This is a genomic window from Primorskyibacter flagellatus, assembly GCF_900176485.1.
GTDB lineage: Bacteria > Pseudomonadota > Alphaproteobacteria > Rhodobacterales > Rhodobacteraceae > Primorskyibacter > Primorskyibacter flagellatus.
This window is the reverse complement of sequence record NZ_FWYD01000003.1, coordinates 378,954-399,930: the sequence shown is the minus strand read 5'-3', so window position 1 is coordinate 399,930 and position 20,977 is coordinate 378,954. Positions and strand designations below refer to the sequence as shown.

The 20,977-nt window shown below is 60.2% G+C and carries 23 protein-coding genes; 8 read left to right on the top strand and 15 right to left on the bottom strand.

Annotation, left to right across the window (positions count from 1 at the left end; genetic code table 11):
• Nucleotides 1-102: 102 nt before the first annotated feature.
• The 4 genes from B8991_RS07380 to rpsD all read right to left on the bottom strand — a co-directional run bounded on the left by B8991_RS07380 (nt 103) and on the right by rpsD (nt 3,739).
• On the bottom strand, nt 103-957 hold the full coding sequence (locus tag B8991_RS07380; protein ID WP_084351909.1) for an extensin-like domain-containing protein: 855 nt from the start codon (nt 955-957) through the stop codon (nt 103-105).
• Complete coding sequence (locus tag B8991_RS07375) at nt 957-1,877, bottom strand: prephenate/arogenate dehydrogenase family protein (protein WP_084351907.1); 921 nt, start codon at nt 1,875-1,877, stop codon at nt 957-959. The genes B8991_RS07380 and B8991_RS07375 overlap by 1 nt, the downstream gene beginning before the upstream one ends.
• A complete protein-coding gene (gene hisC, locus B8991_RS07370; protein ID WP_084351905.1) occupies nt 1,874-2,959 on the bottom strand; it encodes a histidinol-phosphate transaminase in 1,086 nt (361 codons plus the stop codon). Before hisC ends, B8991_RS07375 begins: the two co-directional genes overlap by 4 nt.
• A 159-nt stretch (nt 2,960-3,118) precedes the next feature.
• A complete protein-coding gene (rpsD, locus tag B8991_RS07365) occupies nt 3,119-3,739 on the bottom strand; it encodes a 30S ribosomal protein S4 (RefSeq protein ID WP_084351903.1) in 621 nt (206 codons plus the stop codon).
• A 267-nt stretch (nt 3,740-4,006) separates the two neighbouring features.
• Between rpsD and B8991_RS07360 the strand changes: the two genes are divergently transcribed.
• From B8991_RS07360 to phbB, 3 genes are all read left to right on the top strand, one after another.
• Nucleotides 4,007-4,840, top strand: a complete 834-nt coding sequence (locus tag B8991_RS07360) for an EAL domain-containing protein (RefSeq protein WP_084351901.1) — start codon at nt 4,007-4,009, stop codon at nt 4,838-4,840.
• Between the two features lie 133 nt (nt 4,841-4,973).
• Nucleotides 4,974-6,149: an acetyl-CoA C-acetyltransferase gene (locus B8991_RS07355; RefSeq protein ID WP_084351899.1), complete on the top strand. Its 1,176-nt coding sequence runs from the start codon at nt 4,974-4,976 to the stop codon at nt 6,147-6,149.
• Between the two features lie 167 nt (nt 6,150-6,316).
• Nucleotides 6,317-7,039, top strand: coding sequence for an acetoacetyl-CoA reductase (phbB, locus tag B8991_RS07350; protein WP_084351897.1), 723 nt, complete (start codon nt 6,317-6,319; stop codon nt 7,037-7,039).
• Nucleotides 7,040-7,237: 198 nt separating this feature from the next.
• Here phbB and B8991_RS07345 read toward each other — a convergent pair whose 3' ends face one another.
• The 3 genes from B8991_RS07345 to B8991_RS07335 form a co-directional block, all read right to left on the bottom strand.
• A complete protein-coding gene (locus B8991_RS07345) occupies nt 7,238-7,402 on the bottom strand; it encodes a YdcH family protein (RefSeq protein ID WP_084352246.1) in 165 nt (54 codons plus the stop codon).
• 113 nt (nt 7,403-7,515) lie between these two features.
• Complete coding sequence (locus tag B8991_RS07340; protein ID WP_235866572.1) at nt 7,516-8,271, bottom strand: tRNA1(Val) (adenine(37)-N6)-methyltransferase; 756 nt, start codon at nt 8,269-8,271, stop codon at nt 7,516-7,518.
• The gene (locus B8991_RS07335) at nt 8,261-8,476 is read right to left on the bottom strand and encodes a putative signal transducing protein (RefSeq protein WP_084351895.1); all 216 of its coding nucleotides are present in this window, start codon (nt 8,474-8,476) and stop codon (nt 8,261-8,263) included. Before B8991_RS07335 ends, B8991_RS07340 begins: the two co-directional genes overlap by 11 nt.
• A gap of 55 nt (nt 8,477-8,531) precedes the next feature.
• Between B8991_RS07335 and B8991_RS07330 the strand changes: the two genes are divergently transcribed.
• Nucleotides 8,532-9,533 (top strand): polyprenyl synthetase family protein, encoded by a 1,002-nt coding sequence (locus tag B8991_RS07330; RefSeq protein ID WP_084351893.1) that lies wholly within the window; start codon nt 8,532-8,534, stop codon nt 9,531-9,533.
• On the opposite strand, the gene B8991_RS07325 is transcribed toward B8991_RS07330, so the two are convergent.
• The 3 genes from B8991_RS07325 to B8991_RS07315 all read right to left on the bottom strand — a co-directional run bounded on the left by B8991_RS07325 (nt 9,509) and on the right by B8991_RS07315 (nt 13,893).
• Entirely contained in the window at nt 9,509-10,357 is an 849-nt protein-coding gene (locus B8991_RS07325; RefSeq protein ID WP_084352240.1) for a 4-(cytidine 5'-diphospho)-2-C-methyl-D-erythritol kinase, read from the bottom strand. The two genes, B8991_RS07330 and B8991_RS07325, sit on opposite strands and share 25 nt — an antisense overlap.
• Nucleotides 10,347-12,059, bottom strand: coding sequence for a tetratricopeptide repeat protein (locus B8991_RS07320; protein WP_084352242.1), 1,713 nt, complete (start codon nt 12,057-12,059; stop codon nt 10,347-10,349). Before B8991_RS07320 ends, B8991_RS07325 begins: the two co-directional genes overlap by 11 nt.
• Before the next feature lie 187 nt (nt 12,060-12,246).
• A complete protein-coding gene (locus B8991_RS07315) occupies nt 12,247-13,893 on the bottom strand; it encodes an electron transfer flavoprotein-ubiquinone oxidoreductase (RefSeq protein WP_084351890.1) in 1,647 nt (548 codons plus the stop codon).
• Between the two features lie 271 nt (nt 13,894-14,164).
• On the opposite strand from B8991_RS07315, the gene greA reads away from it, so the two are divergent.
• From greA to B8991_RS07295, 4 genes are all read left to right on the top strand, one after another.
• Nucleotides 14,165-14,635 (top strand): transcription elongation factor GreA, encoded by a 471-nt coding sequence (gene greA / locus B8991_RS07310; RefSeq protein WP_084351888.1) that lies wholly within the window; start codon nt 14,165-14,167, stop codon nt 14,633-14,635.
• A gap of 25 nt (nt 14,636-14,660) precedes the next feature.
• Nucleotides 14,661-15,677, top strand: coding sequence for a hypothetical protein (locus B8991_RS07305; protein WP_084351886.1), 1,017 nt, complete (start codon nt 14,661-14,663; stop codon nt 15,675-15,677).
• Nucleotides 15,678-15,770: 93 nt separating this feature from the next.
• The gene (locus B8991_RS07300) at nt 15,771-16,484 is read left to right on the top strand and encodes an AzlC family ABC transporter permease (protein ID WP_084351884.1); all 714 of its coding nucleotides are present in this window, start codon (nt 15,771-15,773) and stop codon (nt 16,482-16,484) included.
• Nucleotides 16,481-16,804 (top strand): AzlD domain-containing protein, encoded by a 324-nt coding sequence (locus B8991_RS07295; protein WP_084351882.1) that lies wholly within the window; start codon nt 16,481-16,483, stop codon nt 16,802-16,804. The genes B8991_RS07300 and B8991_RS07295 overlap by 4 nt, the downstream gene beginning before the upstream one ends.
• On the opposite strand, the gene B8991_RS07290 is transcribed toward B8991_RS07295, so the two are convergent.
• The 5 genes from B8991_RS07290 to B8991_RS07270 form a co-directional block, all read right to left on the bottom strand.
• Nucleotides 16,792-17,421, bottom strand: coding sequence for a hypothetical protein (locus B8991_RS07290; RefSeq protein WP_084351880.1), 630 nt, complete (start codon nt 17,419-17,421; stop codon nt 16,792-16,794). The two genes, B8991_RS07295 and B8991_RS07290, sit on opposite strands and share 13 nt — an antisense overlap.
• 46 nt (nt 17,422-17,467) lie before the next feature.
• Nucleotides 17,468-17,602, bottom strand: a complete 135-nt coding sequence (locus tag B8991_RS07285; RefSeq protein WP_084351878.1) for an aa3-type cytochrome c oxidase subunit IV — start codon at nt 17,600-17,602, stop codon at nt 17,468-17,470.
• Between the two features lie 95 nt (nt 17,603-17,697).
• Nucleotides 17,698-18,147 carry a DUF6173 family protein gene (locus B8991_RS07280; protein ID WP_084351876.1) on the bottom strand — a complete coding sequence of 150 codons (450 nt, stop codon included), beginning with the start codon at nt 18,145-18,147 and terminating at the stop codon, nt 17,698-17,700.
• Complete coding sequence (locus B8991_RS07275; RefSeq protein ID WP_143514520.1) at nt 18,144-19,205, bottom strand: MBL fold metallo-hydrolase; 1,062 nt, start codon at nt 19,203-19,205, stop codon at nt 18,144-18,146. The genes B8991_RS07280 and B8991_RS07275 overlap by 4 nt, the downstream gene beginning before the upstream one ends.
• Nucleotides 19,205-20,923 (bottom strand): acyl-CoA dehydrogenase, encoded by a 1,719-nt coding sequence (locus B8991_RS07270; protein WP_084351872.1) that lies wholly within the window; start codon nt 20,921-20,923, stop codon nt 19,205-19,207. The genes B8991_RS07275 and B8991_RS07270 overlap by 1 nt, the downstream gene beginning before the upstream one ends.
• Between the last annotated feature and the right edge of the window lie 54 nt (nt 20,924-20,977).

Below are 20,977 nucleotides of genomic sequence, written 5' to 3'. Positions count from 1 at the left end.
TGCAATGCTCCTGCATTGGATCGCAAGCCGACCAATGCGGACCACGCCTCTCTCGGGCCAATGATGATCTTCGCTGTCGGTTAGCGCCATTCTACCAGAACGTTACCGGCAATAGGCCCCGCTGCGATACCGTGCAGTGTCAAAATGGAAATGGTCGCGGTGATACCCGTCGGACCCTGGCCCAAGCACTGTTCCGAACGGCCCGCAAGCGGCAATGCGCATCTTTCGCAGGGCATTGCCGTAGCTTCTCGACCCCCAGCCACGCAGGACCGTGATTTGCGTGCCATCCTTCAACCGAAGCCCCGATATGTCGATGGCCCGGCCCTTTCCATGCTCGCTGACCTTGGCGCCGCGCTGATTGTTGCGCGTCCGGCAGGCGTAATGCGCCGCGACCCGCAGTTGTGCCACACCGCCACCACGCGTCCCGATCGCAGGTTTCACCCCCCGCTCCACCCAGGTTTTCAACGCCTTTGCGGTCGTGCAGTCGATCACCGCCTGCTGGCTGAGCTTGATGCCCGAGACCGACCGTAACCGTACCGCATCCTTGATGCCGCAAGCCTTGATCCGGCCGGGAACATACCCGATCGCTTCGCCCTGCAAGGCCACATCGCCACAGACCGCCCCGCGGTTCTGCGCCCTTCGCTTGGCCATCACCCGCTCCACAATGGCGCGCGGGCGCAGCATCGGACGCAAAGACCGCTGCATGCCAGAGGTGGACAACACAACCATCCGTCCATCTGCGTCCAGCGACAGCAAATCCGTGGTTTCGACAAATGCGTTGGGATTGGGTTTCATCGGGCGTGCCATGGGCCGCAGCAGCGCCAACCGGTCGGTGCTTTCCACGGTGGCGATCAGAGCAGCGTCTTGCCGAGCCATCGGGCGGGTTTTGCCATCCGGCGCTTCTGCCGCAGCCATGCCCGCCAGAAACACAAGTGCCAAACCCGCCAAAACTCGCATCAGTGCTTTGCCTTCACTCGTCCAAAATCGGGGGCGTCAGTATCTTGCCCGGCCTCGATGATACCACGGCGAATTGCGCGGGTTCGAGTGAAATAGTCGAAAAGCTCGTCCCCGTCGCCGGTTCGGATCGCACGTTGCAGCGCAAACAGCTCTTCGGTGAAGCGTCCGAGGATCTCCAGCGTAGCCTGCTTGTTGTTCAGAAACACGTCGCGCCACATCGTCGGGTCGCTCGCCGCGATCCGGGTGAAGTCCCTGAAACCAGCAGCAGAATACTTGATAACTTCAGAGTCTGTCACGCGCCCAAGATCATCGGCCACGCCCACCATCGTATAGGCAATCAGGTGCGGCGTGTGGCTGGTGACGGCCAGCACGAGGTCATGGTGCTCGGGGTCCATCTCCTCGACATTGGCGCCAAGCGCCTCCCAGAACCGGCGAAGTTTCGCCACTGCGTCCGGATCGGTGCCGTCGGGTGGCACCAAGAGACACCAGCGATCGTCAAAAAGCGTGGCAAAACCTGATTCGGGGCCGGAGTGTTCGGTGCCTGCCAATGGATGACCGGGCACGAAATGCACGTCCTTTGGCAGATGCGGGGCAACCGCCTCGACCACCGCGCCCTTGACGGAGCCGACATCGCTGACCGTGCAACCGGGTTTCAGATGTGGTGCGATTTCCTGCGCGACCGCGCCCATGACGCCCACAGGAACGCACAGCACCACCAGATCGGCATCTTTGACAGCCTCGATCACACTGTCACTAACAACGTCGCACAGCCCGATACGGCGCGCCGTATCGCGGGTGGCCTCGCTGCGCGCAAAGCCCGAAATTTCGCGCGCAAGGCCACCCCGTTTACTCGCCCAGAACATCGAAGACGCAATCAGCCCCAGCCCGATCAGGGCGACCTTTTCATAGATAACACTCATGCCGCGACCGCCTTGAATTGGCTGATGGCGTGGACCACCCTGCGGCACGCGCTTTCATCGCCGACGGTGATCCGCAACGCCTCTGGCAACTTGTAGCCCCCGACGCGCCGCACGATCAGGCCCTGGGTCTTGAGATGCGCCTCGCAGGCGTCCGCCTCTGCCGCAGAACCGAACCGTGCCAGCACGAAATTGGCATGGCTGTCATCCACGCCCACGCCCAGCTCGCGCAACGCCTCTGTCAGCCAGAGGCGCATCTTGGTGTTCTCGGAAAGGCATTTTTCGGTGTAGCTGCGATCCCCCAGCGCCGCCTCGGCCGCCTCCAACGCAGTCGAGGACAGGTTGAACGGTCCCCGCACCCGGTTCAGCACGTCGATCACATCCTGACAGGCATACCCCCATCCGACGCGCAAACCACCCAGACCGTAAAGCTTTGAAAATGTGCGCGTCATCACGATATTTTCGCGTTTTTCGACCAGAGTGGCACCACCGTCATAGCCCGGTTCGAACTCTGCATAGGCACCATCCAGCACCAGCAGGCACTGCTCCGGCAGACCGTCGGCCAGCCGCTCCACCTCGTCCAACGCGATAAAGGTGCCGGTCGGGTTCGCCGGGTTGGCGATGAACACAAGTCGCGTGCGATCCGTGCAGGCGGCAAGAATGGCATCCACATCTACGGTGCGGTCGCGCTCTGCCACCTCCACCGGCGTTGCCCCTGCGGCCAGCGCGCTGATCCGGTACATGGCAAAACCGTGCTGTGTGTGGATGACCTCATCCCCGGAGCCGGCATAGGCCTGGCAGAGAAAAGTGATGATCTCGTCCGAGCCGACACCGCAGATGATCCGAGCAACATCCAGCCCGTGTGCCCCGGCAATGGCGTTTCGCAAGGCGGCATGGTCCGTGGAGGGATACCGATGCAAATTGCGTGCGCTCCGCTCTACCGCAGCGATGGCCGCGGGGCTTGGGCCGAACGGATTCTCGTTCGACGACAGTTTCACCACATCCGAAACACCCTCAATATGGCTCGCCCCGCCCACATAAAGAGCGATATCCATGATTCCGGGTTGCGGTTTCATCCTTGCCATTGTGCAGCCTCCTGTTGCGCGTCTCTTTAGCGGGGCTTTTCGTCAGAGACCAGTGGCAAGGACCGGGGCAGCGTGGGCACCCGGCAGTCTAGAGGACCGCATACGAAAAAGGGCCGCGCCAATGCGCGACCCTTTGATGATTTCGGATCTGCCCGAACCTTAGTTCTGGGCGTAGAATTCGATAACCAGATTGGGTTCCATCACGACGGGATACGGCACATCGCCCAGGCCCGGCGTCCGCACGAATGTGGCGGTCAACTTAGAGTTGTCGACATCCATGTAGTCCGGCACGTCGCGCTCTGGCAACTGGGTCGCTTCCAGAATGACGGCCAACTGCTTGGACTTCTCGCGAACCTCGATAACGTCACCCTCTTTCACACGGTAAGAGGGGATGTTGACGCGCTTGCCGTTCACCATGACGTGGCCGTGGTTCACGAATTGACGCGCTGCAAACACGGTTGGCACGAACTTGGCACGATAGACGACGGCGTCCAGACGACGCTCCAGCAGACCGACCAACAGCTCACCGGTATCGCCACGCAGGCGCTCTGCTTCACGGAAAATACGACGGAATTGCTTTTCGGTCAGGTCGCCGTAGTAGCCTTTCAGCTTCTGCTTGGCGCGCAACTGAAGGCCGAAGTCGGATATCTTGCCCTTGCGGCGCTGACCGTGCTGGCCGGGACCGTATTCGCGACGGTTGACCGGGGATTTCGGACGGCCCCAGATATTTTCGCCCATACGGCGGTCGAGTTTGTATTTGGCAGACGTGCGTTTGGTCACGGCTGATCTCCTTCTTTTGGCGCTACCGAGTGGCAGCTATGAAGGGCGTTGTCCTCTGCGCCGGATTTGATCCGACACTGACAGGAATCCCCTTGCGGGGTCCACCAACACCAATGAAGCCGCGCTTATACGCTGCAACCGCGCGCTGTCAACGGCGCTGTTTTGCAGGAGAGAGCACCCAAATGATTCAAATTAGAACAAAACGTGAAATTTAAGCGTAATTTAAGGTCTTAAGGTCCAGTCTGCAAGCAACCGAATGGAGGGCACATGGGTCTTCAGAGAAAAGCCGCACTGAACGAACAGCCTCGTAATGCGCTGACGCTTGCGATAGAACAGCGCGATGCAAACACCATTAAGATGGTCGAGGCCGCAGTGCGCCATCGGCAGGTTCTCCTTGCATTTCAGCCAGTCGTCCAGGCCCGCGATCCGAGGCGCACGGCATTCTATGAAGGGCTGATTCGCGTCCTGGATGAAACCGGACGGGTGATCCCCGCCAAGGACTTCATCAACGTCGTGGAAGAAACAGAAACCGGGCGCCTGCTGGATTGCATCGCCCTGGAAAAGGGTCTGCGTGCGCTGGAAACGCAACCCACGTTGCGGCTGTCGATTAACATGTCGGCCCGATCCATCGGATACAAGAAATGGCTACGCGTCTTGCAACGCGGGCTGGCACGCAATCCAACTGTCGGCGAACGTCTCATTCTGGAAATCACTGAGAACTCCGCGATGCTGGTTCCTGAACTGGTGGTCGGGTTCATGCAAGACCTGCAACACAAGGGCATTTCTTTCGCGCTTGACGATTTCGGGGCAGGCTATACCGCCTTTCGCCACTTCAAGGACTTCCAGTTCGACATCCTCAAGATTGACGGGCAGTTCATCACTGATATTGCGCGTGATGCCGACAATCAGGTTCTTACCCGCGCCATGGTCTCTGTCGCACAGCAATTTGACATGTTCACCGTGGCTGAACGGGTTGAGCGGGCAGAGGATGCCGCATTTCTGCAAGACCTTGGCGTCGATTGCCTGCAAGGGTATTTCTACGGCTCTCCGACTGTCTGTCCGCCGTGGGAAAAAGACGCGCTACAACGCGCCTCAGCCTGAGGCAATTTCGGGTCATGACTGTAGTTGCCCCCCACCAATGCATAATATAGTTACGTTACGGTAGGGTGGGGGTTGTGCGCTTTGCTGGAACTGTGCGGACCTCCGTCGCAATTAGTTAAGGTGGAGCACATCTATGACCAATGTCGTAATCGCATCTGCGGCGCGGACCGCAGTCGGCAGTTTTGGGGGCGCGTTCGCCAATACCCCCGCCCACGATTTGGGATCGGCCGTTCTGCAAGCGCTGGTAGAGCGCGCCGGGATTGACGCTGCGGACGTCTCCGAAACGATCCTGGGGCAGGTTCTGACCGCAGCGCAGGGACAAAACCCGGCGCGTCAGGCACATGTTAACGCAGGCCTGCCGATTGAATCCTCGGCCTGGAGTATCAACCAAGTTTGTGGATCCGGTCTGCGCGCCGTAGCGCTTGCCGCCCAACACATCCAGCTAGGCGATGCAGATATCGTCTGTGCCGGCGGTCAGGAGAACATGACACTCAGCCCTCATGCCGCGCATCTGCGAGCCGGTCACAAGATGGGCGATGTAAAATATATCGACACGATGATCCGCGACGGTCTGTGGGATGCATTCAACGGCTATCACATGGGTCAGACCGCCGAAAATGTTGCAGAAAAATGGCAGATCAGCCGTGAACAACAGGACGAGTTCGCCGTCGCGTCGCAAAACAAGGCAGAAGCGGCACAGACAGCCGGCAAGTTCGATGACGAGGTGATTGCCTTTACCGTCAAGACCCGCAAAGGCGAAACTGTTGTCGATAAGGACGAATACATCCGTTACGGCGCGACGATCGAAGCCATGCAAAAGCTGCGCCCAGCCTTTACAAAAGATGGCAGCGTCACAGCGGCCAACGCATCCGGCCTTAATGACGGGGCCGCCGGTGCCCTGCTGATGTCCGCACAGAATGCCGAAAAGCGCGGGATTACCCCGCTTGCACGCATCGCCTCCTACGCCACTGCGGGACTTGACCCGTCGATCATGGGCGCAGGTCCGATCAACGCCAGCCGCAAAGCGCTGGAAAAGGCGGGTTGGAAACCGGAAGATCTGGACCTTGTCGAAGCGAACGAAGCTTTCGCCGCTCAGGCTTGCGCCGTGAACAAGGAGATGGGCTGGGATCCGGCTATCGTGAACGTGAATGGCGGCGCAATCGCCATTGGTCATCCGATCGGTGCCTCCGGTGCCCGTGTCCTCAATACCCTCCTATTTGAAATGCAGCGCCGCAATGCCAAGAAAGGCCTCGCGACATTGTGCATTGGCGGCGGTATGGGTGTGGCGCTCTGCGTTGAGCGTCCCTGACTTCAGCAGTTCGGAAAGGGGCGCCTCAGGCGTCCCTTTTCCAGTCCCTCTCAGGCCAAAGCCAACAGAAATTCCCCCAAAGCGCCGATATCGTGACGCAATATTGTTGCGCATGATGCAATCAAACGGTAGCAAAGTTACTGGACCCTGACAGATTGGAGAATATCATGGCAAGAGTAGCACTCGTAACAGGCGGCAGCCGAGGCATCGGTGAGGCGATCTCGAAAGCGCTGCAAGCCGCCGGTTACACGGTCGCAGCAACCTATGCCGGAAATGACGAAGCCGCGGCCAAATTTACCGAAGAAACCGGTATCAAGACATACAAGTGGAACGTCGCCGACTACGATTCCAGCGTCGCCGGCATTGCCAAGGTCGAAGAGGATCTGGGTCCGGTTGATGTGGTCGTAGCCAATGCCGGGATTACCCGCGATGCCCCCTTCCACAAGATGACCAAGGACCAATGGCAACAGGTGATAGACACCAACCTGACCGGCGTGTTCAACACCGTGCATCCGGTCTGGCCCGGCATGCGCGAGCGCAAGTTCGGCCGCGTCATCGTGATCAGTTCCATCAATGGTCAGAAGGGTCAGTTCGCTCAGGTCAACTATGCCGCGACAAAGGCCGGCGATCTTGGCATCGTCAAAAGCCTTGCTCAAGAAGGTGCCCGCGCCGGGATCACCGCCAACGCGATTTGCCCTGGATATATCGCGACCGAGATGGTGATGGCTGTGCCTGAAAAGGTACGCGAATCGATCATCGGCCAGATCCCGGCAGGACGCTTGGGCGAGCCTGAAGAGATTGCACGTTGCGTGGTGTTCCTGGCGTCTGAGGATGCCGGTTTCATCAACGGTTCGACAATCAGTGCGAACGGCGCCCAATTCTTCGCCTGATACCCCGCGAACATCGCGTCAAAACATTGCGCCCCTGCCTGTATGGCCGGGGCGCTTTCATATTGAGATACTTCTTTTTGTCTTCTGCCTGGTTTTATGCAACCTGGCCGGCTTTTGGATGGTTTGGACCAAACCTCAGCTTGAGCCATGATTTTCAGAAACGGGCCTCCGGCCCTAAAAGCTACCAGAACAACGACTTCAGACGCTGAGTCGTTCGATTTCTTCTTTCAGCTTCAGTTTCTGTTTCTTCATTTCAGCGATATGAAGATCGCTAACGCTGGGGGCACGCTGTGCCTCTTCCACAGCAGCCGAGAGGTGTTGGTGTTTCTTCTTCAGTTCCTGCACATGCGAACTCAAGCTCATCACGTCCTCCATTGATATGACAACATCTTCAGTCCAGCATATTCCAGCACGTCTGTCACGCTGCATTGTCACCAGTTGTTTTCCAAAGCACTAACTTGCCGGTGAAGCTTACATTACGCCGGAAAATTCAGCGGGGCTCCGCGCCTTAACACGTCGCTGATCGGGGCCGCGTAATCTTCGCCGTCCTGTCCATGGGTGTGCCCTTCGTGAAGAATCACCGGGGCGTGCAACCGGAAATCGGCCCGCCCGCCTTTGCGCCCCCTCACCAGCACCAGCCGAGGGTCACGCCCGACGCGCGGGGCCAGTGGCAGAACCTGAACAGACCCAAGCCTTTCTTGCATCGCAGTCAACAGCTCTGGCAGCCTTTCCATCCGCTGAATGAATGTCGCCTGACCACGCGGGACCAATCGTCGCGCCGCCACGTTGACCCAAGCGGAGAGCGGCGTTTGCGCGGCGAGTGCGATTTCCCGGCCGTCATCATCTGCCTGGCTGCGCTTGCCGGATTTGAAATAAGGCGGGTTCGCAAAGACATGGTCAAATTGACGCGCCAGAAGCGACGCGGGCGGAGATGAAAGGTCAGCCTCAACCACCTCTGCCGTCAACCCGTTCTCGGCCAGATTGCGGCGCGCGAGGTTGACGTAGAACGGTTGGATTTCCACGCCGGTCAACGTCAGGCCCGGGACGCGGACACCAAGGCAACATAAGCCAGGGGCAGCGCCGCAGCCAAGTTCCAGCACCGAATCGCCTGAAGTTGCTGCGACGCTTGCAGCCAACAGGACGGGATCTATCCCGGCCCGATAGCCGCCGATCGGCTGGAACAGGTGAACCCGTCCGCCTAAAAAAGCGTCGCGGCTCAGCTCAGCGGTCAAGCGGAACGCCACTATCAAGCATCAACTGTCGGGCCGCCCTCAGATCCGCAGACCGCACCATCAATCGCCGCGGCAAAATGCCGATGCTGCCTTCAAGAACGCTCATGTTTACGTCCAATTCAAAGCTGTCTATACCCTCGTCCTGCAAGAGCGCGCGGGCCAGCGGGATGATCGTGATGTCGGTGGTGCGCAAAAGCTCTTCCATGTCGGGGATGTAAGGACAAGGTGGCACGATTGTCGAGCCTTGTGACGGGAGTGTGATGAGTTTGGACGACGCCACCGTGAAACCACATGACCGCCTCGCTGCCGCATTGGCCGAGGATATGATGGCGGTCAACGATTTGATTCGGCTGCGCATGGCCTCTGAGCATGCGCCGCGCATCCCCGAAGTGACGGCCCATCTGGTCGAGGCCGGCGGCAAGCGTCTGCGTCCGATGCTGACATTGGCCGCGGCGCGGATGTGCGGCTATGACGGTCCCTATCATGTGCATCTGGCCGCAACGGTAGAGTTTATTCACACCGCAACGCTGCTGCATGACGACGTGGTGGATGAGAGCGCGCAGCGGCGTGGACGGCCGACAGCGAACCTGCTTTGGGACAACAAATCCAGCGTGCTGGTCGGCGATTATCTGTTTGCGCGCAGCTTTCAGTTGATGGTCGAAACCGGGTCGATCCGCGTGCTCGACATTCTGGCAAATGCCGCCGCCACCATTGCGGAAGGCGAGGTGCTGCAATTGTCGGCAGCGCAGGATCTGCGCACCGGCGAGGATATTTACCTCAAGATCGTCCGTGGCAAGACGGCCGCGCTGTTCTCGGCCGCGACAGAGGTCGGCGGCGTCATCGCCGGTCAGCCCGACGAGATTGTGCGCGCGTTGTTTGACTATGGCGACGCCTTGGGGATTGCGTTCCAGATCGCCGATGATCTTCTGGATTATCAGGGCGACAGCGGCACGACCGGAAAAAACATCGGTGACGATTTTCGCGAACGCAAGCTGACACTGCCGGTGATCAAGGCCGTCGCGGCAGCCGATGCAGAGGAGCGCGCTTTCTGGTCGCGGACCATCGAGAAGGGCAAGCAGATGGATGGCGACCTGGACCACGCCATCGCCTTGCTGCACAAGCACGACACGCTGACGGCGACACGCGATGATGCAAATGCCTGGGCGGCAAAGGCCAAGGACGCGCTTGGCACCCTGCCCCGGTCCGATCTTCGGGACATGCTGATTGATCTTGCCGATTATGTGGTGGCGCGCCTCGCCTGACCCGCGCCTTCGGTTTGCGTGTGCACAACCCACCAATCCGGATGTCGGGCCGCGATTTCGCTGGCGGTTTCGTGCGCCTGTGCAGGGGTTTCGTAGATCCCGAAACATGTCGCGCCGGAGCCCGACATACGCGCAAGCAGAGACCCGCTTAAGGCGTCAAGCGCAACTCTGATCGCCGGGGCCAGATCACAGGCTGGCTGCTCCAGATCATTGCGCTGCCGGGTCAACCAGTTGATGAACTGCGCTTCGCACGTCCAACCATCACAATGGGGCATTTCTGGGTTTTCGCGTTGGGCGAGGGCACGAAAGACCTCTGGCGTCGCGACTTGAACGCCCGGGTTAACCAGCACGAGGTTCAGCACCGGCACAGGGCTGACCAGCCTCAGCCGTTCGCCGATACCTTGCATCCGCTGCGGTATTGGGGTCAGGCACACAGGCACATCCGCCCCAAGCGCAAGAGCCGTGTCCAACCCGATCACCTTCGCAGCATCTGCCCCGCACAGGCTACGCAATACGGCTGCGGCATCGGCAGAGCCACCCCCCAGCCCCGCGCCATGCGGAAGGCGTTTTTCAAGCTCGATCCGCCCCGTCCAGCCGACAGCCTCGGCCGCGTGCCAGATCAGATTGCGACGATCCACCGGGACGCCTGCGGCAAACGGGCCCGTCACATCCAGAACCATCTCGGGTTCGGGCGTAAGACGAAGCCTGTCACCGACATCACCGAACACGACCAGCGAATCGAGCAGATGATAGCCGTCCGGCCGCCTGCCGGTCACATGAAGTGTAAGGTTGATCTTGGCCGGGGCAAACGCCTCAACCGCCATCATTGGCGACCTTCAGAGGTGGCAACCCTTCTTCTGAAAGCAGCGCGTCCAACCCGATGTCCAGCTTGCGGCGAATCCGGTCCGGATCCACCTCGTCAGAGGCCACTTCGGAATCCACGAAACTCAGCGCGCGGTGCCACATGAATTCCGCCTCAAGCTTGCGTCCGACGGCCCAGTAGACATCTCCCAGATGGTCGTTCACCACCGGATCGACAGCCATCAACTCTGCCGCGCGCTCCATATGGGGCACCGCCTCGTCGTAGCGCCCAAGCCGGTAAAGCACCCAGCCCAGAGAATCGACGATGTACCCGCTGTCAGGACGTGCCGCGACTGCGCGCTCAATCATACTCAACGCTTCATCCAGCTTTTCCTGCTTTTCGACCAGTGAATAGCCAAGATAGTTCAAAACCTGCGGCTGCTCGGGATTCAGTTTCAGCGCAGACCTGAAATCCGCCTCCGCCTTTGGCCAGTCGTCAAGCCGTTCGTGGCTGATCCCGCGGGCATAGTAGAGAAACCATTGGCCGGGCTCGGGCCCATCGAACGCCGCTAACGCGCGATCATAGGCTGTCACGGCGTCATCAAAGCGTTCCAGTTGCCGCATCAGGTCGCCCAACGTCGACTGAACCACTGGCAGATCACCGTGGGTTTCGGCAAGTCGTTCCAGAACCTCAACCGCCGCGTCGACCTTGCCACTGGCGCGCAGAGCGTCCGCACGGCCCAGCTCTGCGGCATGGAAGGCCGGATCGTCACGGGGCACGCGTTTGTATGTCGCAACGGCAAGCTCGTGCTGTTCAAGCCGTTCAAGCATATCGGCAGACAGCAGGATCGCGTCAACGTGGTCCGGGCGCAGATATTCTGCCACGCGCGAATAAAGCAGGGTGTAGTCGTCCTCGGCTTCGTTGGAAAGCGCCACGGCCAGCGTATAGAACACCTCGGCAAGGCCCTGACGTGCGCCTGAAACAGCCGTCCAGGGCAGGTTTTCACCTGCCTCCAGCCGCCTGCGCAACGCCTCGATTCCGGGATCGCCGCCCTCGGCAAAGGTATCGTTGATCAGTTGCAGCGCGTCGTCGTTCCGGTCCAGTTGCGACAACACCTCGACATGGGCAACGATCGCGCGGCGCGTCTGTTGTATCGGGCCGGTTTGCTTGCTGGCAAAGATCGCCTCGGCGCTTTCGTGATCGCCAACAGAAGCCAGCGCAAGCGCCTTGTGATAAAGCGCAAAGCCCTCAAGCCCGCGCTGGTCGGATACGTCGTCAAAAGCCACAAGCGCCGCGCTCATGTCACCGCGCCCCAATTCTGACCATGCGTCGGCCAACCCGTCAATCAGCGGCCCTACGCCGCGATCTTCACGCAGCCGCTTCAGGATCTCGGGATAGGCCTCGCGGTGCGCTTCACCAGCCATCAACGCGATCTGGGCGATCTGGCTGCGCTCGCCGTCCTTTTCCAGGCGCGCCGCAAGATCAACGGCACGTTCCAGATTGCCAAGCGATAGATTTGCCAAAACAGCGCGTTCCAACAATTGCGGATTGGCAGAATCGTAATAGAGCGTCCGGTTGTAATACTTGGCCGCAGCCGTGAAGTCCCCGATATAGCTGGCCTGCCTTGCGGCCAGATATGAACCGGACAGGCCGTTTGCCGCGACCACCTCGGGAAGACACAAGCCTAGAGCCAATATCGCCGCGCCGATCGTTCTCGCTGTCATTCTGGGCACCAAGGCCTCCATCGTTCATGCGTCGCAGTTGTGGAAAAACTAGCCCGCAGCCGATCATTACGCAATGCGGCGCGTCAAAAACGTCCTTTCCCAGCCTTATCGCGAGTTTAAGGCGCTCGAATCATCGTGAGCAGGGCGTTGTCGCGACGACGTAGCGCCACGGCAACGCAGCAGCGGCTTACATATTCGGATAGTTTGGCCCGTCGCCGCCTTGCGGGGTTGTCCAGGTGATGTTCTGTGCGGGATCTTTGATGTCGCAGGTTTTGCAGTGCACGCAGTTCTGAAAGTTGATCACGAATGCCGGCTTTCCGTCCTTTTCCACAAATTCGTAAACGCCCGCCGGACAATAGCGCGCCGATGGGCCGCCATAGGTCGCCAAACCGACCTTTACCGGAACGTCGGGATCCTTCAGCTTCAGATGCGCAGGCTGGTTTTCGTCATGGTTGGTGAAGGAAAAGCTGACATTGGTCAGCCGGTCAAAACTCAGCTTGCCGTCGGGTTTGGGGTAGTCAATCGGCTTGTGCTTGTCCTCGGGGTCGGTCGCCTCGGCATCCGTTTTACCATGGCCAAGGGTGCCAAAAAACGAAAAGCCAAGCGTGTTGGTCCACATATCCAGACCGCCAAGCGCCAGACCCGCCGTCAGGCCCCACTTTGACCACATCGGTTTGACGTTACGCACTTTTTTCAGGTCTTGGCCAATCGCACCATCGCGCACATCAGCCTCGTAATCGTTCAACTCATCCGACGCCCGCCCGGCCTGAAGCGCCGCATGGGCCGCTTCTGCCGCCGCCTTGCCGGACAGCATCGCGTTGTGGTTGCCCTTGATGCGCGGCACATTGACCATGCCCACCGAGCAGCCCAGCAATGCCACCCCCGGCGCGACCATCTTCGGCATCGACTGATAGCCGCCTTCGGTAATCGCGCGCGCACCATAAGCCACGCGTTTACCGCCTTTCAGCAGCTCTGCCACCATCGGATGATGCTTGAAGCGCTGGAACTCCATATACGGGTAAAGATGCGGATTCTTGTAGTTCAGGTGCACCACAAAGCCGACATAGACCTGATTGTTATCAAGGTGGTAGATGAAGGATCCACCGCCCGCATTGCTGCCCAGTGGCCAGCCCATGGTATGGGTGACGCTGCCTTCGCGATGCTTGGCAGGGTCAATTTCCCATATTTCCTTCATCCCGAGGCCGAATTTCTGCGGCTGTTTTCCGGCGGAGAGGTCGTATTTGGCGATCACCTCTTTCGACAGTGACCCGCGCACGCCTTCGCCAAGGAAGACGTATTTTCCGTGCAATTCCATCCCCGGCTCATAGCCCGGCCCCGGTGTGCCATCGGGGGCCTTTCCGAACTCTCCGGCGACCACGCCTTTGACACTGCCATCCTCGGCATAAACCAGTTCGGAGCAGGCCATGCCGGGGAAAATCTCGACACCCAACTCCTCTGCTTGTTCGGCCATCCAACGGCAGACATTGCCCATCGAGACGATGTAATTGCCGTGGTTGTTCATCAGCGGCGGCATCGGGAAATTCGGTACCTTTTTCTTCCCCGCTTCGCCCAGAACATAGAAATTATCGTCTTTTACAGGCACGTTAAGCGGCGCGCCCCTGCTCTTCCAGTCCGGGATCAGCGCATCAAGACCGCAAGGATCAAGGACCGCGCCGGACAGGATATGCGCCCCAACCTCAGAGCCTTTTTCCAACACCACGACCTGCAAGTCCGCGTCCAACTGTTTCAAGCGGATTGCCGCAGACAGTCCGGCAGGCCCTGCCCCCACGATTACCACATCATATTCCATCGCTTCGCGCGCTTCGTCGGCCATGTTGCTCCTCTTCCCGGCCCGTGCGGCCGCAATAATGTTGCGCGAATGGCTATAGTGATGGGCCTATCCGGTCAATCGCGACACTGCGTTATTGCCAGAATCAAGGTCGGTATTTTCCCGCCTATGCCCAGAATTGATCCAATTGCGCGTCAACCTCTTCTATCCTATTGCAATAGGCTACGGCGTCGGGTCAGTCTTGCAGCGCCTGAAATGTCGATCATTCATCAATTATGCGGCACCGACGACAGGGTGCCTGCTTCGGAACAGACCAATGGAAAAGATACCTATGACCCGCGCGGGCCATACCGCGCTCGAGACCGAATTGAAGACGCTCAAATCCGAGGAGCGTCCGGCGATTATCCGCGCCATCGCCGAAGCGCGCGAACATGGTGACCTGTCGGAAAATGCCGAATATCATTCCGCCCGCGAAAAACAGAGCTTTATCGAAGGCCGGATCAAGGAACTGGAAGGCGTTATCGGTCTGGCCGAGGTGATTGACCCGACGAAGCTGTCCGGCGCGATCAAATTCGGCGCGACCGTGACGCTGGTGGACGAGGACACTGACGAGGAAAAGACCTGGCAGATCGTCGGCGAACATCAGGCGAATATCGAAAAGGGGCTTCTCAACATCAAGTCGCCCATCGCCCGCGCCCTGATCGGCAAGGAAGAAGGCGACAGCGTCGAGGTGCGCACACCGGGCGGCGACAAATCCTACGAAGTACTCAAGGTCGCGTATATCTGACACGAGGCTAGCCAGAGGCACGGATATGGCCAACGTTCCTGACAGTCGCCCGACACCGTTGGGCATCTATGACCGGCCCCGCGCCAAAGGGATAACGGGGATAGAGGTCGCTGCAATCGCACTTTCGGCGCTGTGGTTACTGGTGGCCGGAGCGTTTTTGCTGTTCGGATCATCAGACGATGACAGCTTTGGCGGGTTGCGCGTATTGCTGTCGTTGATGTCCGTGTTTCTGCCTGTCGCAATGGTCTGGGTGGCCGCGATAACAGTGAAATCGTCGCGCGTGATGCGCGACGAAAGCCGCCGGATACAGGCTGCGACCGACGCCATGCGACAGGCCCATGTGGCGCAAACCCAAGGCAAGGGAGACACTGGTTCCGCCAGTATCGCCAAAAAGCTGGATGAGATCGCCGCCGCCCAACGCAAGACCGACTCGGCGCTGGCGATGTTCACATCATCGCGCGAAATGCCCCGCGCGACACCTGGCCCTGCACCAACGGCCCCGTCTTCTGCACCGCAGGCCGACGAACAGGGCATGTTGGCGCTTGGCACCCCTGCCGAGGCACTGGCACCGCCCTTGCCCAAGGCCGACATGATCCGCGCACTGAATTTCCCCGACACGGCCGAGGATGAGGAAGGCTTTGCCGCGCTACGTCGCGCCCTGAAAGACCGCGCCACGGCGCAATTGATTCAGGCGGCACAGGACGTGCTGACCCTGCTGTCGCAGGATGGCATTTATATGGATGACCTGCCTCCTGACATGGCCCGCACCGAAATCTGGCGCCGCTTCGCCACCGGAGAGCGGGGCCGCACCATTGCGACGCTGGGCGGCATCCGTGACCGGTCCTCGCTGGCGCTGGCCGCGGGGCGGATGAAGCAGGATCCGATCTTCCGCGACGCCGCGCATCATTTCCTGCGGCTGTTTGACCGCAATTTCGCCAGCTTCGAGACCGACGCCAGCGATGCCGATATATCGGAGCTTGCCAACACCCGCACCGCACGCGCCTTCATGTTGCTGGGGCGGGTCGCGGGCACGTTCGACTGACGCGGCGTCGCTGACAAGAGCTTCCGCACATTTGCAACTCTGCCCCGGTTTGACTAGGACATCCGGGAAGAGTTCATTCCGGACGACATCCCCATGACCCTACCCACCGAAAATGCCACCTTCTGGCGCGGCGTTGTCGACGGCCTGCCGTTCGTTCTGGTCAGCGCGCCCTTTGGTGTGCTGTTCGGTGTCTTGGCAACCGAGGGCGGCTTGAACCTGCTGGAGATTCTGTCTTTCAGCCTTGTCGTTGTGGCAGGTGCGGCACAGTTCACGGCCCTGCAACTGATGCTTGATAATGCCCCGACCATCGTGGTTCTGGCTTCTGCGCTGGCGGTCAACTTGCGGCTGGTGATGTATTCGGCGGGCCTTGCCCCGCATCTGGGTGGGGCACCGCTAAAGGCCCGTCTGGCCGCCGCCTATATGCTCGTCGATCCGGTCTATGCGCTAACTGCCGCGCGCTACGATGCACAGCCCTCCATGCCGATGCCGCTGAAGGTGGCGTATTTCTTCGGAACAGCCGCGCCGGTGATGATCGGCTGGTTTGCCAGTACGCTGATCGGTGCCGCACTCGGCACCCAGATCCCCGAGGCCTATGCGCTGGATTTCGCACTGCCCATCGCCTTCATTGCCATGGCCGGCCCGATGATGCGCACCGCCGCCCATATGGCCGCTGCCTTTGTCGCCGTGGTTCTGGCACTTAGCCTGACATGGTTGCCCTACGGCACCGGACTGCTGGTGGCGGGGCTGGGCGGGATGCTGACCGGCGCCCGAGTTGAACTGATGCAACGCGAAAGGATCACGCCATGATTGATCGTTGGCAATTATGGGTGGTGATTGCCGGGCTTGGCCTTGGCAGCTATGCGATGCGATTCGTCTTCATGGGACTTGTCGGGCGACGCCCCCTGCCCGAATGGGCCTTGCGCCACCTGCGCTATACGGCCGTGTCGATTTTTCCCGCCTTGGTGGCTCCGCTTGTCGTCTGGCCGGAGGCGACCGGCGGCACGCTTGACGCGCCGCGCGGACTTGCGGCTCTTGCGGCGCTGGCCGCGGGCATTCTTACGCGCAACGTCTTTGCATCGATGGGTGCCGGTGCGCTGGTGCTGTTCGCCATGCTTTACTGGTTCTGAGCCGCGACTTTTTGCGGATCATAGGCGCGCAAGGCCACGCTTTTGTCCTCGTCGTCATATTCGTAGAACCGTTCGGTGACAACGCCGGGAACCTGCCCAAAGCTCTCGCTCAGCTTCACCGGGAACCAAGTTGATTTCACGCCCTGAAAGCCCGGCAGCTGCCGCAGGATAGCAGACACACTCAGCGCGCATTGCGCCTGACCGACGGATCCGTTGGATATTGCGAGTTGCAGCGCGCGTTCCGCCACTTCCGGCGACACGACGATCCGCTGTACGACAACATGATGCGTCGCGCGGGCATGGGCACGGGTGTAGAAATCCGCAACGCCCGGCGTGATCCCGTACAGGACGTCATTGCGTTCGGGCACCGTTTCATGGCGCACGGAGCCTGCGGGGTCAAAGATCACCCGTTGCGAGCCGTTGATCATCAGGCTTGAATGCCCGCCCGCGCCGGTACGATTGTTGACCATGGTGAAAAGCGTCAGCGCCGGTGGTCCGCTGTGAACGTACCGCGCCTGCGATACGACTTCGGGCGGCGCATTGCCCGCCTGGTGCGCGCCGCAAGCCGATAGCAGCACGGACGCCATGACGACCAGAATTACCGTATAGAAACGCATCGCAAACCCCTTTAGCAACGCACCCGCCAAGGGGCCGCGCCAATCGTTAACCGTTAATCAAAGCCACCAGAATCAGCATCACGATGACCACGATGACCGCGTTCGTGGCGAAGCGGATAAATCCCGCAAACGTCTTTTCCTGTGCTTCGATATCCATCGAGCCATGCTTGTGTTCAGCCATGTCAGTTCCGCCCTTCGCTAAGCAATTTCCAGCCTCATACTTCATTTGAAAATATCTGTCACCACGTCAAGGCCGCGCATGTCGCACAAGCCGCCCTAGGCCTTGTCCAGTTCCTGCACCAGACGAAAGCCGATACGTTGCGCATTGGCCTGTTCAGGCTCTTTCGGCACGGCGCGCAGCATCACGTTCAACTGGCTGACATGCTGGATCAACTGGGTCCGTTTGCCCCCCGGTTCGCTGCCATAGAAGGTCAGAATGTCAGGATCGAAAAAGCCCATGCCCTCGATTCGCAGCACGCCGACCTGCCCGCCGGCCAGCCCCATGGCGACCTCATGTTCGTTGTCCAGCTGCTCCTCGAAGCTTTGGATATACAGCACCAGCCGCTCATAGGCCCATTCGGCCTGGCTTTTGTGCTTCAACGGTTTGCGTTGCACCGCCTGGGGAAGATCGGCGGTGCCAGAGCATCCTTCCTCGCCATTGGTATGCACTTCGTGGCGGCGTGGCAGGGCATCGTTTTCGGCATATTCCGCCGAGGTTTCGATCATCCCTCGTTCTGTTTGCTTGTCCTGCGGCAATATACCATCGCTCCATCGCTGCGTGTCGACTGAGTCACCAGCCCCTGACGATGAAGATGGTTCAAATGTGCCACGGCCTCAACCATGGCGAGGCCGAATTCCGCGTCGCCAATCTGGCGTTTGAACAGGACCGGGAAGCAATCGGTAGCCGCTTTTGGCGTTTCCAACTCCACCAGAAGGCGCTTCAGCGCACCGTGATGGTTGTCGATCAATTGTCGCATGCGCGTCGGCAGACCCGTGAAAGGCAGCTTATGCCCGCCCAGAACAAGGTGATCGGGACGCGCGAGCTGCGACAGTCGTTCACACGCCTCCAGCCAGTCACCCACCGGATCGGCCTTGGGTTCCGTCGCATAGACCCCGAGGTTGGAACTGATAGAGGGCAGGATCTGATCGCCCGCGATCACCAGATTGTCATCACGGCTCCAAAGCGTTGCATGCTCGGGCGCGTGGCCATTGCCGATATGTACGTCCCAATCGCGCCCGCCTGCGCGAATCACGTCGCCCTGCTTGATCCGGGTAAACCCCAGCGGCATCGGATAGACGACATCCGAGAAGTTGAACGGTCGTTCCTCGGCCCGGCGCGCGATGTCCTTTGCGCCCATGCCAGCCCGGCGATAGTAGGCCAGCGTTTCACTGGCGGGGCGCGCCTGTTCGTCCAGTTGCAACATACGCGCGAACAGCCAGGCGGTGCGCGTCGCGATCAGCTCTGCCCCGTGTTCGGTCTGGAACCACCCGGCAAGCCCCACATGATCCGGGTGGTGATGCGTGACAATGACACGTCCAACGGGCTTGCCCGCCAACGGGCCATCCAGCAAACCCTGCCACAGCGCGCGAGTTTTCTTCGACGAAAACCCGGTATCGACCAGGGTCCAGCTGTCGCCCTCGTCCAGCGCATAGACATTGACATGGTCAAGCTTCATCGGCAGCGGCAGGCGCATCCACAACACGCCCGGTGCCACCTCGATCGCCTGATCGCCTGAGGGTGGGTCTGCCCATGGGTAACCGATCACCTCCGTGCCACCATCCATCATGATACCAACTCTTCGATACCCAGGGCGTATACCCCGTCGGCACCCTCGCGGGCATGCGTCAGCGCACCTGCATATTCCGGCAACATCCGTTTGATATAGAATCGGGCCAGGCCGCTGCGCGGGCCGTCGCCGCCTTCGGCCTCCGCGGCCAGAAGATGGAAATGCGCGCCCAAGACACGGGCAAAGCCCTTCAGAAACGGCACCGAGCCTGCAAAGCGGTTGTTCATATCCTTCTGCGCCACCATCCATTCAATGGTCTCGCGCAGGGTCTCTGCCGCTTCCCACACGGGCTCGGCAAGATCGGACAGCGTGCCGCGCGTGCGTTCGGCCACGGCCTCGATCTCGTCCATCAGGCGGAAAGCGGCCTCGCCGCCATCCATCAGCTTGCGCCCAACAAGGTCCATCGCCTGAATGCCATTGGTGCCCTCGTAGATCGCGGTGACGCGCACATCGCGGGAGTATTGAGCGGCACCGGTTTCCTCGATGTAGCCCATACCGCCATGCACCTGCACACCCATCTCTGCCACGGCGATGCCCGTATCGGTGCCGAACGCCTTGACGATCGGCGTCAGCAGGGCAGCGCGCGCACCCCATTCGGCATCGCCGGTCGCTGTCTTCATGTCGATGGCGACAGCACAGGCCAGCGCGATGGCGCGCACCGCGAAAATATTCGCCTTCATCGTCATAAGCATCCGCCGCACATCGGCGTGATCAATAATCGTGCCCGTGCCGTCGCTGACCGGCACCCGGCCCTGCTTGCGTTCCTGCGCATAGGCCAGCGCATGCTGATAGGCACCCTCGGCCACGCTCAGCCCCTGAATGCCGACACCCAGCCGCGCGTTGTTCATCATCGTGAACATGGCGCGCATGCCGTCATTCTCTTCACCGATCAGCCAGCCTGTCGCGCCGTCATATTGCATCACCGCGGTGGGCGATCCGTGCAGGCCCATCTTGTGCTCCAGACTGACGACCTTGAGGTCGTTGGTGCGGCCCGGATTGCCCTCTTCATCCGGCAGGTATTTGGGCACCAGAAACAGGCTGATCCCCTTGGTTCCGGGAGCCGCGTCAGGCAAACGCGCAAGCACGAGGTGACAGACATTGCCGGTAAAATCATTGTCGCCCCAGCTGATATAGATCTTCTGGCCGGTGACGGCATAGCTGCCATCCCCATTGGCCACGGCCTTGGTGCTGAGCGCGCCGACATCCGACCCGGCCTGTGGCTCGGTCAGGTTCATCGTGCCGCACCACTCGCCCGAGATCAGCTTGGGCAGATAGGTCTCTTTGATCGCATCGCTGGCGTGATGCTCCAACGCTTCGATCTGGCCCTGTGTCATCAACGGGTTCAACTGCAAGGACAGGCAGGCCGCGCCCATCATTTCATTGACCGCCGAGACCAGAGCCATCGGCAGCCCCATGCCGCCATGTTCCGGATCGGCCCCCATCGAGACCCATCCACCATCTGCAATGGCCCGATACCCGTCCGCAAACCCCGGCGAAGTACGCACAACGCCGTTTTCCAGCTTTGCCGGCGTCAGATCGCCATTGCGTTGAAGCGGCGCGAGAATCTCTTCGCACATCCGCCCAGCTTCGGTCAGGATCGCTTCGATCATGTCCGGGGTTGCTTCGGCAAATCGTTCTGTCGCAGTGACCTGCGTCAAGTCCAACACCTGATCAAAAAGGAAACGATAGTCAGACAAGGGCGCGCGATAGGGCATGGGGCCTCCAGAATTCTGCGTCGGTATAATCGGGCTATGAGACAAACTTGGCAA

Excerpts from the sequence above, each read along its gene's own strand:
- B8991_RS07380 (WP_084351909.1), bottom strand. The coding sequence starts at position 957 with ATGCGAGTTTTGGCGGGTTTGGCACTTGTGTTTCTGGCGGGCATGGCT.
- B8991_RS07375 (WP_084351907.1), bottom strand. The coding sequence starts at position 1,877 with ATGAGTGTTATCTATGAAAAGGTCGCCCTGATCGGGCTGGGGCTGATT.
- hisC (WP_084351905.1), bottom strand. The coding sequence starts at position 2,959 with ATGGCAAGGATGAAACCGCAACCCGGAATCATGGATATCGCTCTTTAT.
- B8991_RS07360 (WP_084351901.1), top strand. The coding sequence starts at position 4,007 with ATGGGTCTTCAGAGAAAAGCCGCACTGAACGAACAGCCTCGTAATGCG.
- B8991_RS07355 (WP_084351899.1), top strand. The coding sequence starts at position 4,974 with ATGACCAATGTCGTAATCGCATCTGCGGCGCGGACCGCAGTCGGCAGT.
- phbB (WP_084351897.1), top strand. The coding sequence starts at position 6,317 with ATGGCAAGAGTAGCACTCGTAACAGGCGGCAGCCGAGGCATCGGTGAG.
- B8991_RS07345 (WP_084352246.1), bottom strand. The coding sequence starts at position 7,402 with ATGAGCTTGAGTTCGCATGTGCAGGAACTGAAGAAGAAACACCAACAC.
- B8991_RS07335 (WP_084351895.1), bottom strand. The coding sequence starts at position 8,476 with ATGGAAGAGCTTTTGCGCACCACCGACATCACGATCATCCCGCTGGCC.
- B8991_RS07330 (WP_084351893.1), top strand. The coding sequence starts at position 8,532 with ATGAGTTTGGACGACGCCACCGTGAAACCACATGACCGCCTCGCTGCC.
- B8991_RS07325 (WP_084352240.1), bottom strand. The coding sequence starts at position 10,357 with ATGGCGGTTGAGGCGTTTGCCCCGGCCAAGATCAACCTTACACTTCAT.
- B8991_RS07320 (WP_084352242.1), bottom strand. The coding sequence starts at position 12,059 with ATGACAGCGAGAACGATCGGCGCGGCGATATTGGCTCTAGGCTTGTGT.
- B8991_RS07315 (WP_084351890.1), bottom strand. The coding sequence starts at position 13,893 with ATGGCCGACGAAGCGCGCGAAGCGATGGAATATGATGTGGTAATCGTG.
- greA (WP_084351888.1), top strand. The coding sequence starts at position 14,165 with ATGGAAAAGATACCTATGACCCGCGCGGGCCATACCGCGCTCGAGACC.
- B8991_RS07305 (WP_084351886.1), top strand. The coding sequence starts at position 14,661 with ATGGCCAACGTTCCTGACAGTCGCCCGACACCGTTGGGCATCTATGAC.
- B8991_RS07300 (WP_084351884.1), top strand. The coding sequence starts at position 15,771 with ATGACCCTACCCACCGAAAATGCCACCTTCTGGCGCGGCGTTGTCGAC.
- B8991_RS07295 (WP_084351882.1), top strand. The coding sequence starts at position 16,481 with ATGATTGATCGTTGGCAATTATGGGTGGTGATTGCCGGGCTTGGCCTT.
- B8991_RS07290 (WP_084351880.1), bottom strand. The coding sequence starts at position 17,421 with ATGCGTTTCTATACGGTAATTCTGGTCGTCATGGCGTCCGTGCTGCTA.
- B8991_RS07285 (WP_084351878.1), bottom strand. The coding sequence starts at position 17,602 with ATGGCTGAACACAAGCATGGCTCGATGGATATCGAAGCACAGGAAAAG.
- B8991_RS07280 (WP_084351876.1), bottom strand. The coding sequence starts at position 18,147 with ATGATCGAAACCTCGGCGGAATATGCCGAAAACGATGCCCTGCCACGC.
- B8991_RS07275 (WP_143514520.1), bottom strand. The coding sequence starts at position 19,205 with ATGGATGGTGGCACGGAGGTGATCGGTTACCCATGGGCAGACCCACCC.
- B8991_RS07270 (WP_084351872.1), bottom strand. The coding sequence starts at position 20,923 with ATGCCCTATCGCGCGCCCTTGTCTGACTATCGTTTCCTTTTTGATCAG.